18 protein-coding genes and 1 riboswitch are annotated in these 18,358 nt (G+C 60.8%); of the genes, 17 read left to right on the top strand and 1 reads right to left on the bottom strand.

Features of this window, described 5'->3' with window-relative positions; genetic code table 11:
- Positions 1-108: 108 nt before the first annotated feature.
- Genes gpr through H8695_RS06255 form a run of 3 tightly spaced genes read left to right on the top strand, consistent with a single transcriptional unit; the run spans position 109 to position 2,705 of the window.
- Entirely contained in the window at positions 109-1,083 is a 975-nt protein-coding gene (gpr, locus tag H8695_RS06265; protein WP_249300056.1) for a GPR endopeptidase, read from the top strand.
- 59 nt (positions 1,084-1,142) lie between these two features.
- On the top strand, positions 1,143-2,318 hold the full coding sequence (spoIIP, locus tag H8695_RS06260) for a stage II sporulation protein P (RefSeq protein ID WP_249300055.1): 1,176 nt from the start codon (positions 1,143-1,145) through the stop codon (positions 2,316-2,318).
- A 48-nt stretch (positions 2,319-2,366) separates the two neighbouring features.
- On the top strand, positions 2,367-2,705 hold the full coding sequence (locus H8695_RS06255) for a hypothetical protein (protein WP_249300054.1): 339 nt from the start codon (positions 2,367-2,369) through the stop codon (positions 2,703-2,705).
- A 35-nt stretch (positions 2,706-2,740) separates the two neighbouring features.
- On the opposite strand, the gene mnmM is transcribed toward H8695_RS06255, so the two are convergent.
- Positions 2,741-3,304 (bottom strand): tRNA 5-(aminomethyl)-2-thiouridylate-methyltransferase MnmM, encoded by a 564-nt coding sequence (mnmM, locus tag H8695_RS06250; RefSeq protein ID WP_249300053.1) that lies wholly within the window; start codon positions 3,302-3,304, stop codon positions 2,741-2,743.
- Between the two features lie 194 nt (positions 3,305-3,498).
- Here mnmM and lepA point away from each other — a divergent pair, with 194 nt between their 5' ends.
- The 14 genes from lepA (at position 3,499) to pflA (ending at position 18,319) form a co-directional block, all read left to right on the top strand.
- Positions 3,499-5,301, top strand: a complete 1,803-nt coding sequence (gene lepA, locus H8695_RS06245) for a translation elongation factor 4 (RefSeq protein ID WP_283243604.1) — start codon at positions 3,499-3,501, stop codon at positions 5,299-5,301.
- Entirely contained in the window at positions 5,294-6,463 is a 1,170-nt protein-coding gene (gene hemW / locus H8695_RS06240; protein WP_249300051.1) for a radical SAM family heme chaperone HemW, read from the top strand. Before lepA ends, hemW begins: the two co-directional genes overlap by 8 nt.
- A gap of 182 nt (positions 6,464-6,645) precedes the next feature.
- Positions 6,646-7,686 (top strand): heat-inducible transcriptional repressor HrcA, encoded by a 1,041-nt coding sequence (hrcA, locus tag H8695_RS06235; protein WP_249300050.1) that lies wholly within the window; start codon positions 6,646-6,648, stop codon positions 7,684-7,686.
- Positions 7,687-7,713: 27 nt separating this feature from the next.
- Positions 7,714-8,292 (top strand): nucleotide exchange factor GrpE, encoded by a 579-nt coding sequence (gene grpE / locus H8695_RS06230; RefSeq protein ID WP_249300049.1) that lies wholly within the window; start codon positions 7,714-7,716, stop codon positions 8,290-8,292.
- A gap of 46 nt (positions 8,293-8,338) precedes the next feature.
- Positions 8,339-10,192, top strand: a complete 1,854-nt coding sequence (gene dnaK, locus H8695_RS06225) for a molecular chaperone DnaK (protein ID WP_249300048.1) — start codon at positions 8,339-8,341, stop codon at positions 10,190-10,192.
- 91 nt (positions 10,193-10,283) lie between these two features.
- Positions 10,284-11,441: a molecular chaperone DnaJ gene (gene dnaJ, locus H8695_RS06220; protein WP_249300047.1), complete on the top strand. Its 1,158-nt coding sequence runs from the start codon at positions 10,284-10,286 to the stop codon at positions 11,439-11,441.
- An 86-nt stretch (positions 11,442-11,527) separates the two neighbouring features.
- Positions 11,528-11,935: a Mini-ribonuclease 3 gene (locus tag H8695_RS06215; protein WP_249300046.1), complete on the top strand. Its 408-nt coding sequence runs from the start codon at positions 11,528-11,530 to the stop codon at positions 11,933-11,935.
- Positions 11,932-12,798, top strand: coding sequence for a YitT family protein (locus H8695_RS06210; protein WP_249300045.1), 867 nt, complete (start codon positions 11,932-11,934; stop codon positions 12,796-12,798). The genes H8695_RS06215 and H8695_RS06210 overlap by 4 nt, the downstream gene beginning before the upstream one ends.
- A gap of 104 nt (positions 12,799-12,902) precedes the next feature.
- Positions 12,903-13,643: a YebC/PmpR family DNA-binding transcriptional regulator gene (locus H8695_RS06205; protein WP_249300044.1), complete on the top strand. Its 741-nt coding sequence runs from the start codon at positions 12,903-12,905 to the stop codon at positions 13,641-13,643.
- Between the two features lie 159 nt (positions 13,644-13,802).
- On the top strand, positions 13,803-14,006 hold the full coding sequence (locus tag H8695_RS06200; protein WP_249300043.1) for a heavy-metal-associated domain-containing protein: 204 nt from the start codon (positions 13,803-13,805) through the stop codon (positions 14,004-14,006).
- 11 nt (positions 14,007-14,017) lie between these two features.
- Entirely contained in the window at positions 14,018-14,332 is a 315-nt protein-coding gene (trxA, locus tag H8695_RS06195) for a thioredoxin (RefSeq protein WP_249300042.1), read from the top strand.
- Between the two features lie 70 nt (positions 14,333-14,402).
- Positions 14,403-15,200 carry a hypothetical protein gene (locus H8695_RS06190; RefSeq protein WP_249300041.1) on the top strand — a complete coding sequence of 266 codons (798 nt, stop codon included), beginning with the start codon at positions 14,403-14,405 and terminating at the stop codon, positions 15,198-15,200.
- A gap of 38 nt (positions 15,201-15,238) precedes the next feature.
- A riboswitch (ZMP/ZTP riboswitch) is annotated at positions 15,239-15,321 on the top strand.
- A 68-nt stretch (positions 15,322-15,389) separates the two neighbouring features.
- A complete protein-coding gene (pflB, locus tag H8695_RS06185) occupies positions 15,390-17,621 on the top strand; it encodes a formate C-acetyltransferase (protein WP_249300040.1) in 2,232 nt (743 codons plus the stop codon).
- Entirely contained in the window at positions 17,621-18,319 is a 699-nt protein-coding gene (pflA, locus tag H8695_RS06180; protein ID WP_249300039.1) for a pyruvate formate-lyase-activating protein, read from the top strand. Before pflB ends, pflA begins: the two co-directional genes overlap by 1 nt.
- Positions 18,320-18,358: the final 39 nt, after the last annotated feature.

Raw genomic sequence — 18,358 nt, 5'->3', positions numbered from 1 at the left:
AAAAAGCAACAACTTTTTTCCCGCCGCGCGGAAGTTTTCAAGACGCCGTGATAAAATGGCCCTCGCCGCTCAAACTAGTCTCGAGTATTTGCAAAAACAGGAGGACGTATGAGCAAGATCAGAACCGACCTCGCGCTCGAGGCGCGCGAGCTCGCCAGCGCCAACGCGGGCGAGCTGCCCGGCGTGAGCGGCGACACCATCACCTTTGAAAACATGACCGTACACCGTGTGCACATCTTAAACGAAGAGGGCAGCTCGCGCATGGGAAAGCCCGTGGGCGACTACATCACCGTCGAGCTGCCCCGCGAGGTCGCCGTTGACCCGGCGCGGCTGAAAGAGGGGGTCTCAGTCATCTCCCATGAGCTCGCCGAGCTTCTCGGCAAAACCGATCTGCGCTCGGTTCTCGTGGTGGGCCTCGGCAACGAGTCGGTCACGCCCGACGCCCTCGGCCCGCGAACAGTCAAATACACCATGGTCACGCGGCACTTGGAAACCGAGATGCCCGAGTACTTTGAGGATGCATCCCTGCGCTCGGTAGCGGCGCTGGCCCCCGGTGTGCTCGGTCAGACCGGCGTTGAGACTGCCGAGGTCATCAAGGGCCTCTGCGAGCGGGTGAAGCCCTCGGCCGTCATCGTGGTCGACGCGCTCGCCGCGCGCAGGCTCACGCGCCTGGCGACCACTGTTCAGCTCTCAAACACCGGCATCAACCCGGGCTCGGGCGTGGGCAACAACCGCGCCGAGATCAGCGAGAAGACACTCGGTGTGCCGGTGGTGGCAATCGGCGTGCCCACCGTGGTCAACGCCGCCACACTCACAAGCGACGTGGTGGGCATCGTCGCCGAGAACATCCGCCGCAACATCAAGGGCTCAAGCGACATCTTCTCCTTTCTCGGCGACTATGAGCCCGACGAGGTCCACGGGCTTGTGCGCGAGTCGCTCGCGCCCTTTGATCTCGACCTCTTCGTCACGCCCAAGGACATTGACACCGTCATTTTGAATCTGTCGAAGCTCGTGGGCTTTTCCATCAACGCGACGCTGCAGCGCGGCGTGACCATTGAGGAGATGGAACACTTTGTCAGCTGAATCATGAGCGGCCCGCTTCTCTCATATAGTGTATCAGACCACGATGGGAGGAAGCCGAAATGAGAGGATTTCGCAGAAAAGTTCACCGCAAGGCCAGGAAGGGCCCTGACCGGCCGGCTGTGCGCCGGGCAGAGGCTCTGTTTCTCGCGGGCGTGTTCGCCGTGTTTCTGCTCGCGGGCGCGAGCGTGCTGCAATTGTCGGGACAGGCCTTTCTCGCCGCCGCCTGCGAGGGGGCGGCCGGCGTACAGGGAGAGGGACTTGTGCAGGCGCTGCTGCCGGAGGAGACAAAACTTCTCTGGGCGGATGAGCCGGCCGAAAATGCCTTTCTCGACCTGTCGCCCCAGATCTATGAGGAGGTCATCCACCCTGTCACTGTGCCGGACGACGACACCACCGGCGAGGACAACGCCGAGCAGGAGCCGCCCGTGGTCGAGCCGCCGGCTGACGGACGCCTGCCCATCAGCCCCATTGTCATCAAGGCGACTTTGAACGACAGCTACCCGAACTACGGCGGCGTCTACGTCAAAAACAGCACCTCCTACGAGCTCGATATGGAGCAGCTCTACAAAAAGACGCTCTCTCTGAAGAAAAAGAAAAAAGACGCCGTCCAGGTGCTGATCGTACATACGCACACGACCGAGTGCTACGCCGAGGAGGGCGCGACGACCTACGACCCCTCATTCAACGACCGAACGACCGACCTTGAGAAAAATGTGGCGGCCGTGGGCCGGGCTCTCGCCGATGAGCTCAATGCCCTGGGCATCAAGACCGTGCAGGACCTGTCAATCAACGACTACCCCGAGTACAACGGCGCCTACACCCGCTCAAACGAGGTCATCAAAGAGTATATGGAGGAGTACCCGGACATCCGCGTTGTCATAGACCTGCACCGGGACAGCATGGTCAACTCCGACGGCGTGAAGTACCAGCCGGTTGTCACCTCGCCCGACGGGGTGCAGATGGCGCAGCTGATGTTTGTCGTCGGCACGCCTCAAAACGGAAAGACCCACAAGAACTGGCGTGAGAATCTCGCTTTTGCCATTCGCTGGCAGAGTGAGCTGATGGAGGCCTGCCCCGGCATCATGCGCCCGATCAGCCTGAGAAAGGACCGCTTCAATCAGCACCACACCACGGGCTCGGTCATCATGGAGGTGGGTACGACCGGCAATTCCCTCAGTGAGGCGAAAGCCTCGGCAAAGCTCGCGGCCGACGTGCTGGCAAAGATTTTGGCGTGAGGGGATAAGGCCGCCGCCCGCGGGGGATACTGACAGCGGTGATGCGATTTGGGAAGACGTGAAAAAAAGGCGTTTGCCGTGGCGTTTCTCGTCACGCTCGCGGTGCTCGGGCTCTGTGCCGGGCTCATGCTCGCCGACCGAAACGGAAAAAACGTGGGCGTCGACTCCGAGCAGGAGCTCTTCACCTACGAGACGACGGGCCCGCACACGGCGCGGCTGACGCTCTTCAACCAGGCCTACGACCTCGATGCGACGCCGCTGCTCGGTGTGGCGGAATTCTACCGCACCGGCACGGACATCGCGCTGCGGCTGCTGCCGGCGACGATCAGCGACCCCATCATGATGGTTCTGACCGCCGTGCAGAACACCGCCGAGGCCATCGGCTGAAGCAAAGGCCCGCAGGGAAACCCTGCGGGCCTTTGCTATGGGTGCTTTTCGACTGCCGCGAAGAGAGGCGGATCGTTTTTTCGGTTTGCAAAGCGACAGACAAGGGCGGTGAAGCGCCGCTGGTCGAGCGCCTCGAGCCACGAGAGCACGGCGTCGCGCTCGGCGTAGCCGTTCGGCCCGCCGCTGTAGAGCGTGAGTGCGAGAAACCCGCCCGGCTCCAGAAGAGCCGCCGCGGCGTCGAGCGCCGCGAGACTGGTTTCAGCCCGCGTGAAGACGCTGTGGTCGCCGCCGGGCAGAAAGCCGAAGTTGAACACCACGCCGTGGGCCGAAGGGACATGGTCCGCCATGCGCTCATGGCCGCCGTGAATGAGCCGGGCGCGGGGCAGGAGTCCCGCCTGCTCGAGCCGGGCACGGGTGGCGGTGACGGCCTCCCGCTGAATGTCAAAGGCGTAGACGACGCCCGCCTCGCCCGCGAGACGGCAGAGAAGCTCGGTGTCCCGCCCGCGGCCGGCCGTCGCGTCGACGTAGACGCCGCTGCGGCGGACCATGCCGCGAAGATAGCGGTGGCAGATCTCCAGGGCGTTGAGTTCGGCGATCAATGTCATCCCTCCGGTAGGCAGATTGGAAGCGATGAGCGCGCAGATAAAGACGGCGCAGCGCACCCCAAAGAGCTTCGGTTTGCTGGTTTATTATATCACCGCCGCCCACACCTGAGAAGAACAAGTATATTTTTTTTGGCGACGCTTTGTGATATACTTTACAAATAGGAATTCCAAAAGCCGAGGTGACTTCATTGGATCAACAGCACATCCGAAACTTCTCCATCATCGCGCACATCGACCATGGCAAGTCGACGCTTGCCGACCGTATGCTCGAGCTGACCGAGACCGTGTCAAAGCGCGATATGGAAAATCAGATACTGGACAACATGGAGCTCGAGCGCGAGCGCGGCATCACCATCAAGGCGCGCGCCGTGCGGCTGCTCTACAACGCCAAAAACGGGGAACAGTACGCGTTCAACCTGATCGACACCCCCGGACATGTCGACTTCAACTACGAGGTCTCGCGGTCGCTTGCGGCCTGCGAGGGGGCGGTGCTGGTGGTAGATGCGGCGCAGGGCATTGAGGCGCAGACGCTGGCGAACACATACCTTGCGCTCGAGCACGACCTGGAACTCGTGCCGGTCATCAACAAAATCGATCTGCCCGCGGCTGACCCCGACCGGGTCAAAACCGAGATTGAGGACATCATCGGCATCCCCGCGCAGGACGCGCCACTGATCTCGGCCAAGGTGGGCATCAACATCGACGAGGTCATGGAGCGGGTGGTGAGCGACATCCCCGCCCCGTCCGGCGACGAGGCGGCGCCGCTTCGCGCGCTGATTTTCGACTCCTTTTACGACTCCTACAAGGGGGTCATCGTCTACATCCGTGTCAAGGACGGCACGCTTCGCGCCGGCGAGCGCATCCGCATGATGCAGACCGGCAGCGAATTCGACGTGGTTGAGGTCGGCTATCTGCAGCCGGCCGGTCTGCAGCCGACGGGCGAGCTGACGGCGGGTGAGGTCGGGTATCTGACGGCCTCGATCAAAAACGTGCGCGACACCCAGGTGGGCGACACCGTGACCCTCGCGGGCCGGCCGGCCTCCGAGCCGCTGCCCGGCTACAAAAAGGCCATGTCCATGGTCTTCTGCGGCATCTATCCCGCCGACGGGGCGAAGTACCCCGATCTGCGCGAGGCACTTGAGCGGCTTCAGCTCAACGACGCGTCGCTGCTCTTTGAGCCGGAGACCTCCATTGCGCTCGGCTTTGGCTTCCGCTGCGGCTTTCTGGGTCTTTTGCACATGGAGGTCATCCAGGAGCGGCTCGAGCGCGAGTTCAATCTCGATCTCGTCACGACCGCGCCGAGCGTCATCTATAAAATCGAGAAGACCAGCGGCGAGACCGTCTACATCGACAACCCCACAAACTACCCCGACCCGACGCTCATCGCCTCCGCACAGGAGCCCATGGTCAGCGCGAACATCATCGTGCCGAGCGAATTTGTCGGCAACATCATGGAGCTCAGCCAGGACCGCCGCGGCACGTTCAAGGACATGAAGTACCTCGACACCGACCGCGTCAGCCTGCACTACGAGCTGCCGCTCAACGAGATCATCTACGACTTCTTCGACGCGCTCAAGTCGAGAACCCGGGGCTATGCCTCGTTTGACTATGAGCTCATCGGCTATCAGCCGTCCGACCTTGTCAAGCTCGACATCTGGCTCAACGGCGAGGTGGTCGACGCGCTCTCGTTTATCGTCCACCGCGACAAGGCCTACCCGCGCGCGCGGCGCATCTGCGAAAAGCTGCGCGACAGCATTCCGCGCCAGCTCTTCGAGATTCCCGTTCAGGCGGTCATCGGCTCGAAGATCATCGCCCGCGAGACGGTCAAGGCGCTTCGCAAGGATGTTCTCGCCAAGTGCTACGGCGGCGACATCACCCGAAAGAAAAAGCTGCTCGAAAAGCAGAAAGAGGGCAAAAAGCGCATGCGCCAGGTCGGCAGCGTGGAGGTTCCGCAGGAGGCCTTCATGTCGGTGCTCAAGCTCGATGAGTAGGCCCGCGCGCGCGCCGCGCGCAGACAGGCCCCTCGGCCTCTATGTGCACATCCCGTTCTGCGAGCGAAAGTGCAGCTACTGCGATTTTTACTCCAAAGAGGCTCCTAAAAGTAAAATAGATGAGTATTTAAACGCTCTGTATTTACAAATGGAGGCCTACTCGCTCCAGACATCGGCCTGTGTTGTGGGCACGCTCTATGTCGGCGGGGGCACGCCGTCGCTTCTGACGCCGAAGCAGATCGGCGAACTCTTCGCCCGGGTGAAAAAGAACTTTCGCCTTGCGCGTGACTGCGAGATCACCGTGGAGGTCAACCCCGCCTCGGCCATGAAGAAGACGCTGCGGGCGCTGCGGCGGGCGGGGGTCAACCGTCTGTCGATCGGGCTTCAGTCCACTCACGATGAAGAGCTCGCGGCCCTCGGGAGACTGCACACCTGGGAGCAGTTTCTTGAGACCTACACGCTCGCGCGAAAGCTCAGGTTTCAAAATGTGAGCGTCGATCTGATGTACGGCATCCCGCAGCAGACGCCCGAGAGCTTCGCCGAGACATTGCGGCGGGTGATAGAGCTTGGGCCCGAACATGTTTCGGCCTACGGGCTGCAAATCGAAGAGGGCACGCCGTTCTTCGAGCGGCGAGCGAGCCTCGCGCTGCCCGATGAGGAGAGCGAGGTCGCCATGTACGAGCTTGCCGTCCGGCTGCTCGGCGAGGCGGGGTACCGCCACTATGAGATTTCCAACTACGCCCGCGAGGGCTTTGAGAGCCGCCACAACCTGCGCTACTGGAACTGCGACGACTATCTGGGCCTCGGTACGGCGGCAGCCTCCTACTTCTGCGGCAAGCGTTTTCGCTTCGCAGCGGATATGGAGCGCTACATCGCCGCCTCAAAGAACAACTTCGAGGGCATTGTCGAGGACTACTTCGAGATCCCTCTGCGCGAGAACATCGGCGAGTATGTCATGCTCCGCCTGCGCCTGGCGGACGGGGTGGACAAGGCGGCCTTTTTCCGGCTCTTCCGTCGACAGTTCGACGAGCTCTTCGGGCAGAAGCTGCAGCCCTATCTGGCGCGCTCGCTCGCAGTGGACGACGGCGCCTGCGTACGCCTGACCGACGAGGGCATGTATGTTTCAAACCATATATTAAGCGATCTGATCGATTTTTCCTGAGCGATTGGGGGCGGCCGAAAGGCCGCCCTTTTTTCGGCCTCAGGCAGCCTGCGGGAATTAATAGTTTATTTACAATTGGCCACTTGACAGGGTACGGGGGAAGTGGTAAATTTAATACTGAAGTTAGCACTCGAAAGTGCGGAGTGCTAAAACAGAAAGCACGGAAAGACGGGTGAATCGAAGTGGAGCTCTCCGAGAGAAAAAAACAGATTCTGCATGCGCTGATCGAGACCTATATTCAGACGGCGGAGCCGGTGGGCTCCAAGGCGATTCTGGAGAATTACCAGATGTCGTTTTCGTCGGCCACCATCCGAAACGAGATGGCGGAGCTGACCGAGCTCGGCTACCTGGAGCAGCCCCACACCTCGGCCGGCCGTGTGCCGACCGATCTCGGCTACCGCACCTACGTGACGAGCCTGATGGGCCGCTACAGCCTGTCGAAGCGCGAGAAGAGCCGCATCGACGAGGGGCTCTCGATGCGCATCACCGAGCTTGAGCAGGCGCTCGCCAACGCGAACCGCATCATCTCGGAGCTGACGGCCTATACGTCGCTGGCGCTCACGCCGCACTTCAACACCAACTACATCAAGCGTCTCGAGATGCTCTACATCGACCGCCACACGTTTCTCTTAGTGGTGATGACGTCGAACGGCCTGATCAAAAACCGTGTCTGCCGGCTCAACGTCGAGATCGACCCCGACACCCTCGGGCGCATCGCCGCCATCCTGCAGCGGCGGCTGACCGGTGTGCCGCTCGACTTGATTACGCTCAGGCGCATCAGCCGGCTCGAGGACGAGCTCATGGAGTTTCGCTTCTTTTTGCAGCCGATTCTGCGCTTTGTGGAACAGACGCTCAGCGAGATCGATCAGACCGAGGTCTTCACCGAGGGAGTCGGAAACATTCTCGACTTTCCCGAGTACCGCGACGTGTCGCGGGCAAAGGAGTTTTTCAACTTTCTCGGCGACAAGCAGGAGATCAAGAACATGCTCGCCCCCACTGCAGATACGGGCATTCGCATCATCATCGGCGATGAGAACCCGGTGCTCTCGGTACTGCAGAGCAGCTTGATTATCGGCAACTACCGAGTGGGCGAGAAAGTGGTGGGCGCGATTGGCATCATCGGGCCGACGCGCATGGACTACAGCAAAGTTGTGGGAAAACTTGACTACTTTACCAAAACGTTGAGCAAACTTCTCTCAGAGACGTTCTATGACGACGAATAACATGACGAAATGACGGAGGCGTGAACATTGCCAAATCAGGAAGAGACAAAAAAGAACGGCGGGCAGCAGGATCCGCAGCCCGAACAGCCCCAGGAGACTTTACAGGACGAGACACAACCCGAGAACACCGAGCCGCAGGCGCCCGAGCAGTCCGATATGGTGGAGAGAGGCGCTTTTGACGAACTCAAGGGAAACTTTGACGAACTCAACGAAAAGTATCTGCGCATGGCGGCCGAGTACGACAACTACCGCAAGCGAACCCAGAAGGAGAAAGACGCCCTCTACGCCGACGCTCAGATGGCGACGCTCAAGGAGCTGCTACCGGTGCTCGACAATCTCGAGCACGCGCTCGCCTGCGAGGGCGACGAGCAGGAGCCTTTCCGCAAGGGCGTGGCGCTGGTGCTCAAGTCGTACCAGGATATTCTCACAAAGATGGGCGTCAGCGAAATTGACAACAGCGTTCCTTTCGACCCGGCGTTTCACTATGCGATCGCCCACGTTGAAGATGAGAGCCTGCCCGAGAACGCCATCGCCGAGGTGATGCAGAAAGGGTATCTGTTCAAGGACCGCGTTCTGCGCTACTCGATGGTGAAAGTGGCAAATTAAACCGAGCAAAGAGAATATTTTTCTTTAAGATAGGGAGGAAATTACTATGAGCAAAATCATTGGCATTGACCTTGGTACTACCAATTCCTGTGTTGCGGTGATGGAGGGCGGCGAGCCCGTCGTCATCCCGAACGCCGAGGGCGGCAGAACGACCCCGTCGGTGGTCGCGTTTTCCAAGACCGACGAGAGAATGGTCGGCCAGGTTGCAAAGCGCCAGGCCATCACCAACCCCGACCGCACGGTCATCTCCATCAAGAGAGAGATGGGCACCGACAACCGCGTGACCATCGATGGAAAGAAGTACACCCCGCAGGAGATCTCCGCGATGATTCTCGCGAAACTGAAGACCGACGCGGAAAACTACCTCGGCGAGAAAGTCTCGCAGGCGGTCATCACCGTGCCCGCCTACTTCAACGATTCCCAGCGTCAGGCCACCAAGGACGCCGGCAAGATCGCGGGCCTTGAGGTGCTGCGCATCATCAACGAGCCGACAGCCGCGGCGCTTGCCTATGGCGTTGAAAAGGACAACGATGAAAAGGTCATGGTCTACGACCTCGGCGGCGGCACGTTCGACGTGTCCATCCTCGAGATCGGCGACGGCGTCATCGAGGTGCTTGCGACCAACGGCAATACCCGCCTCGGCGGCGACGACTTTGACCAGAGGATCATCGACTGGATGGTCGCCGAGTTCAAAAAGGATTCCGGCGTCGACCTGTCGGCCGACAAGATGGCCATGCAGCGCCTCAAGGAGGCTGCTGAAAAGGCGAAGATCGAGCTGTCGGGCGTGACCACCTCCGCGATCAACCTGCCCTTTATCACCGCCGACGCCTCCGGCCCGAAACACCTCGACATGACTCTGTCGCGCGCCAAGTTCAACGAGCTGACCGCCGACCTTGTAGAGGCCACCATGGGCCCGGTTCGCCAGGCGATGAGCGACGCCGGCCTCAAGGCCGACGATCTGTCGAAAGTGCTTCTCGTCGGCGGCTCGACCCGTATTCCGGCCGTACAGGAAGCAGTCAAAAACTTCACCGGCAAGGATCCCTACAAGGGCATCAACCCCGATGAGTGTGTCGCCATGGGCGCGGCCATTCAGGGCGGTGTGCTCGGCGGCGACGTGAAAGATCTGCTGTTGCTCGATGTGACGCCTCTGTCGCTCGGCATCGAGACCATGGGCGGCGTGTTCACAAAGCTCATCGAGAGAAACACCACCATTCCGACCAAGAAGAGCCAGGTCTTCTCCACTGCCGCCGACGGCCAGACCTCGGTCGAGGTCCATGTGCTTCAGGGTGAGCGTGAGATGGCGGCCTACAACAAGACTCTCGGCCGCTTCAACCTGACGGGCATCGCCCCCGCGCCGCGCGGCGTGCCGCAGATCGAGGTCACCTTTGACATCGACGCCAACGGCATCGTCAACGTCTCGGCGAAAGATCTCGGCACCGGCCAGGAGCAGAAGATCACCATCACCGCGTCGACCAACCTCTCGGATGACGAGGTCGAAAAGGCGGTCAAGGAGGCTGAGCAGTACGCCGCCGAGGACAAGGCGAGAAAAGAGCAGGTCGAAACCAAAAACAACGCCGAGCAGCTCGTCTACCAGTCGGAGAAGACCCTCGGCGAAGTCGGCGACAAGCTCACCGATGCCGACAAGGCCCCGGTGCAGGAGGCGATTGACAAGCTCAAAGAGAGCCTCAAGACCGAGAACTACGACCAGATCAAGGCCGACAGCGAAGAGCTGACCAAGCGCTTCTACGACGTCAGCTCCAAGATCTACGCGCAGCAGGCGCCGAACCCGAATGATCCGGGCGCGGGCGCTGCGGGCGGCGATCAGGGCCCGGCGGGCGGCTACACCGACGCCGACTACAAGGTTGTCGACGACGACAAGAAAGACGACGAGAACAAGTAAGAACCGAGCCGAACGGGGGAGCCCAGTGCTCCCCCGCGGTTTCGTATAGTAGGCATCCGATCGACGCGGGTGCATCAAGGGTGTGAGAACTATGGCAGAGAACAAACGCGATTACTATGAAGTACTGGGCCTGCAAAAGGGCGCTTCTGCCGACGACATCAAAAAGGCTTACCGCAAGCTCGCGAAAAAATATCACCCCGATATGAACCCGGGAGACAAGGTGGCCGAGATGAAATTCAAAGAGGTGGGCGAGGCCTATGAAGTTCTCTCGGACGCTGAGAAGAAGAGCCGTTACGACCAGTTCGGCTTCGCGGGTGTGGACCCGAACTTTGCCGCGGGCGGTGCGGGCGGCGCCGGGTTTGAGGGCTTTGGCGACTTCTCGGGCTTCGGCGATATTTTCGAGAGCTTTTTCGGCGGCGGCTTTGGCGGCGGGAGCAGCGCGCGGCGCGGCCCCCAGAAAGGGGAGGACGCCGAGTGCGTCGTGACCCTCTCCTTTGAGGAGGCGGTCTTCGGCTGTGAGAAGCAGGTGCAGGTCGACCGCATCGAAAAGTGCGACACCTGCGGCGGCTCGGGCGCCGCGCCGGGCACCAAGCCCGAGACCTGCCCGCACTGCCACGGCACGGGCCAGGTGAAAGTGCAGCAGCGCAGCATGCTCGGCTACATGACCACCGTGCGCGCATGCGATCAGTGCGGCGGCACGGGCCAGATTGTCAAAGAGGCCTGCAAGACCTGCGGTGGACGCGGCGCGGTGCGCCACCGCCGCAAGATTGAAATCAAGATTCCCGCCGGCATCGACGACGGTCAGACCATCTACCTGCGCGGCCAGGGCCACGCGGGCTCGCGGGGAGGCCCCGCGGGCGATCTGCTCGTGACGGTGCGCGTGCGTCCGCACGCCATCTTTGAGCGGCGCGGCTTTGACCTCTATCTCGATCTGCCGGTGAGCTTTGTCGACGCGGCGCTCGGCGCCGAGCTCGAGGTGCCCACCGTCGACGGCAAGGTGAGCTACACGCTGCCCGAGGGCACACAGACCGACGCGGTCTTCAAGTTTGCGGGCAAGGGTGTGCCGCGGCTCAATTCGCGCGGTCGCGGCGACATGTACGCAAAGGTTGTCGTCGAGGTGCCGAAAAACCTCAAAAAGAACCAAAAAGAGCTTCTGCGCGAATTTGCCAAGAGTATGGACAACAACCAGCAGGCAAAGCAGAAGAGCTTTTTTGAAAAGATCAAAGAGGGCTTCAACAACAAGTATTGATGCGAAGCGCTAAGGCCCGCGGGGTGTATCCCGCGGGCCTTTTGTGATATACTACTGTCAGAAGAAAACATTGGCAAGGAGTGCGTATGCTGACACAGAGCTATCCCGATCTCTCCGCCCGGGCGGATGAATACAACGGTCTCACCCTGGCCTATCTCGGCGATGCTGTCTATGAACTTGCGGTGCGCGAGCGGCTGCTCGCGGGCGGCGCTGTCGCCTCGGGCAAACTGCACGCGCTGGCGACCGGGCTTGTCAGCGCCGCGGCACAGAGCGACGCGCTTGAGCGCATTGCGCCCGTTCTCACCGAGCAGGAAAACGCCGTCTACCACCGGGGCAGAAACTGCAAGACCCTCGGCGCCAAGAGCCGCGACCCGGTCACCCACAGCCGGGCGACCGGTGTCGAGGCCCTGTTCGGCTACCTCTATCTCAAAGGGGAGACGCAGCGCATCGGTCAGCTGATGGACTTGATTATGGAGGGGGAGAAGCGGGAATGAAGACGGCAAAATCAAAGCTTGGTCAGAGGGTTGTCGACTACCTCTTCGTCACAGCGGGCAGTATTGTGATGGCTTTCGGCGTGGCCGCCTTTCTCGCGCCGAACCAGATCGCAGCGGGCGGTGTGTCGGGTCTGTCGACTGTGCTCAACCATCTGTTCGGCCTGCCCATCGGCCTGATGATTCTGCTGTTTAATGTGCCGCTCTTTCTCGCGGGCGCAAAGGCGCTCGGGCGCGATGTTCTCATCAAGTCGATCTACGGCACGGTCGTCTCCTCGGTGGCGATTGACCTGATCACAAACTATCTGCCGTGCTACGAGGGCGACCGGCTGCTCGCGGCCATCTTCGGCGGTGTGCTCTCGGGGCTTGGCCTGTCGCTGATCTTCATGCGCGGCGGCAGCTCCGGCGGCACGGATCTGCTCGCGCTGCTCGTGCGCCGCGCTGTGCCCCACATGACGCTCGGCTCCCTGATTATGATGATCGACGGCGCGGTGGTGCTCTTCGCGGGCGTTGCCTACCGCAATCTGGAGAGCATCCTCTACGCGGTCATCGTCATGTATATCTCGACGACGCTCATCAACCGCGTGCTCGACGGGCTCGACTACGCAAAGCTGCTCTATATTATCTCCGACCGGGAGCAGGAGATCGGCGAGGCCATCACACAGTCGCTCTCGCGCGGCCTCACAGTACTGCCGGGCAAGGGCTTTTACACCGGTTCCGACAAGCCGGTGCTGCTGTGCGTGGTGCGGCGAAACGAATCCTACACCGTGCGCCGGCTCGTCCACGAGATCGACCCCGAGGCCTTTCTGATTGTCACCGACGCGACCGAGGTGCTCGGCGAGGGCTTCAAGGCCGCGCAAAAGTGACCTTTGACAGTGTGTTGCCCCATATGGTAGAATATTCTGTACGAATGATTGCGGCCACATTGGGCCGCCTGCCGCAGGCAAAACTGTATCTGGGGGAATTGTAAGTGTCTGGACATTCCAAGTGGAAAAACATCATGCACAAAAAGGGAAAGACCGACGCCCAGCGCGCCAAGGTCTTCAGCAGAATCGGCCGCGAGATCAGCATGGCCGTGAAAGAGGGCGGGGCCGATCCGACCTCCAACTCCAAGCTGCGCGATCTGATTGCCAAGGCCAAGCAGAACAACGTGCCAAACGAGAACATTGACCGCCTGATCAAAAAGGCGCAGGACGCCGGCAACACCGAAAACTACGAGGATATCACCTACGAGGGCTACGGCCCCTGCGGCGTCGCCGTGATTGTCGAGACTCTCACCGACAACCGCAACCGCACGGCTGGCGATATGCGCCACTACTTTGACAAGTTCGGCGGCAATCTCGGCCAGAGCGGCTCGGTGTCGTGGATGTTTGAGAAAAAGGGCGTCATCGCCATTGAGAAAGAGGGCCTCGACGCCGACACCGTGATGATGGACGCTCTCGAGGCGGGCGCGGCGGACTTCGCCGACGAGGCCGACGAGGAGGTCTACACCGTCTACACCGACCCGAACGAGCTGTCGGTGGTGCGCGAGGCGCTGGAGCGCAAGTACACGCTGCTCTCCTCGGAGAACGAGATGGTGCCCTCGACCTATGTCACGGTTGAGGGAGACGAAAACCTCAAAAAGATGGGGCTGCTTCTCGAGCACCTCGACGACAACGACGATGTGCAGAACGTCTGGCACAACTGGGAGAATGAGCCGGACGAAGAGTGAGCGAGCAAAGGCGGGACGCCGGTGGTGTCCCGCCTTTTTGTCAGATACGGCTGTGTAAAATTTTCTCATATGGTTTATTTACCCGCCGATTCGTGTATAATGGTAGTAGCATCAACCAGGGATTTTTTCTGCGGCGGCTGCCGCGGGGAGGAGAGACACATGGTCAGAGAAATCACCATTGGCGGAATGGGCGGCGCCCACTGCGTCAGCAATATTAAAAACGCCCTGTCACCCATTGAAGACCTCACGGTCGATATGATTGACATCGGCAAAGTCATTGTCAATTCCAGCCGGGAGACGGCCTTTGACGATGCGGTTGCCGCCATCAAAGAGGCGGGCTACGACGTGATCAAGATTTCTTAGGAGGTAGAAACATGGCAGTACTGCATTTTGACGAGAACAGCTTTGAGAGCGAAGTGATGAAGTCCGATGTGCCGGTGGTGGTGGACTTCTGGGCGACCTGGTGCGGGCCGTGCCAGATGATCGCGCCGGTCATCGAGCAGCTTGAAGCCGACAGCGCCGGAAAGTACAAGGTCGGCAAGGTCGACATCGACAAGCAGGGCGAGCTCGCTGCGCGTTACGGCGTGATGAGCATTCCGACCATCGTGCTGTTTGAAAACGGCGAGCCGAAGAAGAAAGCCGTCGGCTTTCAGACCATGGATCAGCTCAAGGCGACACTCGGCATCTGATAGAGAATCTGCGGCGCCCCGGCATTGCCGGGGCGCCTTTTTCATGCTATGATATACCCGAGGTGATACAATGGGCAAGTCAAAGCTGTATGAGCGCCGCTTTGTCGCGTTTTTGGATATTCTGGGCTTTCGGGGGCTTGTCAACGACCCGAGCCGCCATGTGTTCTTCGCCGGTTTTTTTGCGGCAATCAACAAATTCTGCGACATGGATCTGCGTGGCATTCACCTGACTGATCTTGCGGTCACGTCCATCTCCGACAGCATTGTCATTTCGGTTCCGAGGCGGAGAAGCTCCTGCTTCCACAAGCTGACCTCGGTGGTCAAAGTCCTGACAAGCATGGCCCTGAAAGAGGGCATTCTGCTGCGGGGAGCCATCGCCGAGGGAGAGCTCTATCACAGAGACAACATCGTCTTCGGCCCGGCGCTCGTCGAGGCCTATGAGCTGCAGGAGAACTGCGCCATCTACCCGCGCTGTATTGTGCGCCCTGAGGTTCTTGCAAGCGGCCTTGCCACCTACCGCGGCAAATGGGTTCAGTTTGAGTATGAGGACTTCAGAAAAGATGCGGATGGTTTTTACTACGTCGACTATCTCCCGGGCACGTTCAAGATGTGCGGCGCACGCGGCGACATTCTGCGTTCCCATGACAGCGGCGACGGCCTGTGCGGCATCGAGGATGTCCGCGAGCTGATTGCAGGCGCCAATCCGTCCGGCGACCGTGTGCGCGCCAAATACGAGTGGCTGCGCTCCTATTACAACGACACGGTCAGCGAATTGGGGGAAAAGCAGAAGTGCGACTTCTCCAAGCTGTTGCTCACTGACGAAGAATGCGGCGATCCGGCGGTCAGATTCGGTCAATCTGACGTTTGACAGAGGGAGCTGCGTCCGGTATACTGAAGACACAGCAAGAGGTTTCGCGCCGCTGACGGAACATGTGGATTACCACAGGGAAGTGCGAAACGATAACCGGCCGACCGTCTGGGCAGTTTCACCGACAGGGTGAGACTGCCCTTTTGTTTTGGCCAGAGCCGTTTCACGGCGAGAGAGGGAGGAGTATCAATGAGACAGCAGGCATGGGAGACGTTTCATCCGGGCGCATGGTGCGACACGATCGACGTGCGCGATTTCATTGCAAAAAACGTCACGCCTTACGAGGGCGACGAGAGCTTTCTCTCGGGGGCCACACAGCGCACATCGGCCCTGATGGACAAGCTGCAAAAGCTCCTTGAGACCGAGCGGGCTTTCGGGGGTGTGCTCGACATCGACACGAGCACGGTCTCGTCTCTGACGAGCTATCGCCCGGGCTATCTCGACCGCGAGCGCGAACTCATTGTGGGGCTTCAGACCAACCGCCCGCTCAAGCGCGGCGTCAATCCTTTCGGGGGCATCCGCATGGCCCGCGCAGCCTGTGAGGCCTACGGGTACGAGCTCTCGCAGAAGATTGAAGACGAGTTTCAGTACCGCACCACCCACAACGACGGCGTCTTTCGCGTCTACACCGACGAGATGCGCGCCGCGCGCCACTGCGGTATCATCACGGGGCTTCCCGACGCCTATGGGAGAGGGCGCATCATCGGCGACTACCGCCGCGTCGCGCTCTACGGCGTTGACCGGCTGATCGAGTGCAAACGCCGCGACAAGGCGGCGCTCGGCGAGGGCACGATGGACGCCGACTCCATCCGCCTGTCGGAGGAGCTCTTTCAGCAGATCGCCTTTCTAGGCAAGCTCAAGGAGATGGCGGCCCTCTACGGATATGATATCAGCGCCCCGGCGCGCGACGCGCGCGAGGCCATCCAGTGGACCTATTTCGGTTATCTCGGCGCCATCAAGGAGCAAAACGGCGCCGCGATGAGTCTCGGGCGGGTGTCGAGCTTTTTTGACATCTACCTTGCGCGCGACATCCGCGACGGGCTTCTCGACGAGAGCGGCGCGCAGGAACTTATCGATGACTTTGTCATGAAGCTGCGCATGGCGCGCCATCTGAGAACGCCCGAGTACAACGAGCTCTTCGGCGGCGACCCCATGTGGATCACCGAGGCGGTCGGCGGCATGGCGGACGACGGGCGCACACTCGTCACCAAAAGCTCCTACCGCTTTCTCAACACGCTCTACACCCTCGGCCCGGCCCCCGAGCCGAATTTGACCATTCTCTGGTCGAAAGCGCTGCCCGAGCCGTTCAAGCGCTACTGCGCAAAAGTGTCAATCGACACCGACTCGATTCAGTATGAAAACGACGATCTCATGCGGCCCATCTATGGCGACGACTATGCCATCGCCTGCTGTGTCTCCGCCATGCAGGTCGGCCGACAGATGCAGTTCTTCGGCGCGCGGTGCAATCTGCCGAAGCTTTTGCTGCTTGCGCTCAACGGCGGGCGCGACAACATGACCGGCACTGCTCTCGGCCCGCAGATGGAGGTCTGCGCCGACGAGGTGCTCGACTACGGGCGCGTCTGCGAGCGGCTGAATGTCTACCGCGAGTGGCTCTGCCGGCTCTATGTCAACACCATGAACGTCATCCACTATATGCACGACAAATACGCCTACGAGAAGACGCAGATGGCGCTTCACGACACGGACGTCACCCGCTTTATGGCTTTTGGCGTCGCGGGGCTGTCGGTGCTGGCCGACTCCCTGTCGGCCATCCGGTATGCGAAAGTCCGCCCCGTGCGCGACGAGAGAGGGCTGATCGTCGACTTTGCCACTGAGGGCGATTTCCCGAAATTCGGCAACGACGATGACCGCGTCGACCGGATTGCAAAGAGCATTCTCGAGGATATGATTGCCGAGCTGCGCCGCACGCCCGCCTACCGCGGAGCGATTCACACACTCTCGGCGCTCACCATCACTTCCAATGTTGTCTACGGCAAAAAGACCGGCGCCACGCCGGACGGCCGCGCGCAGGGGGAGCCCTTTGCGCCCGGGGCGAACCCCATGCATAACCGCGAGCAAAACGGCGCACTCGCATCGCTCAACTCCGTCGCGAAACTGCCCTATGCTTGCTGCCGCGACGGCATCTCAAACACCTTTACTCTGACGCCCGACGCACTCGGCCGCAGGGAGGATGAGCGGCCGGGCAATCTCGTTGCCATTCTCGACGGCTACTTCTCCCAGATGGCCCACCACATCAACGTCAATGTTCTCAACCGCCAGACCCTGATCGAGGCCTTTGAGAATCCGGCCATGTATCCGAACCTCACCATTCGCGTCTCTGGCTATGCGGTCAACTTTCACAAGCTCTCGCGTGAGCAGCAGCGCGAGGTCATCAGCCGCACTTTTCACACGGCGCTGTGATGACAGGGCGGGTTCACTCCATTCAGTCTCTCGGCACGCTCGATGGGCCGGGCGTGCGCGCGGTGGTGTTTTTGCAGGGCTGCCCGCTGCGCTGCGCCTACTGCCACAACCCCGACACTTGGGATTTCGCAGGCGGCTCGGTCATGACGGCGCAGGAGCTCTTCGAGCGGGTGCGGCGCTGGCGCCCCTACTTCGGCGAGTCGGGCGGCGTCACGGTCTCGGGCGGCGAGGCGCTCTGCCAGGCCGATTTCACCCGCGAGCTCTTCACGCTCTGTCACGGGGAGAGCATCCACACCGCGCTCGACACGAGCGGGTGCCTCGCGGGGGCGCAGGTCGAGGCGCTGCTTGACGTGACCGACTATGTGCTGCTCGACTACAAGATGACGACTGACGCCGACTACCGCGCATACTGCGGCTGCGGCCTCGACGATGTCGAACGCTTTCTCACGCTGCTCGATGCGCGCGGCATTGCAACAAGGCTGAGACAGGTGATTGTCGCCGGCTTTAACGACACAGCGGAGAATGTGCGCGCCCTCGGCCGGGTGCGCGAGCGCCACCCCTGCGTCGAGTCGATCGAGCTTCTGCCCTTTCGCAAGCTCTGTCGGGAAAAGTACGAGTCCATGGGGCTGCCCTTTCGTTTTGACTGCTACGACGAGACGCCGGAGCAGATTATAAAAGAGCTGCAAAAGCTGCTGTAGAAAAAGCCGCCCGGAGGGCGGCTTTTTTACGTAGCAGAA

The sequence above is a fragment of the Feifania hominis genome (assembly GCF_014384765.1).
Lineage (GTDB): Bacteria > Bacillota > Clostridia > Oscillospirales > Feifaniaceae > Feifania > Feifania hominis.
The sequence above is the reverse complement of the archived record's forward strand: the minus strand, read 5'-3'. Positions and strand labels throughout refer to the sequence as shown.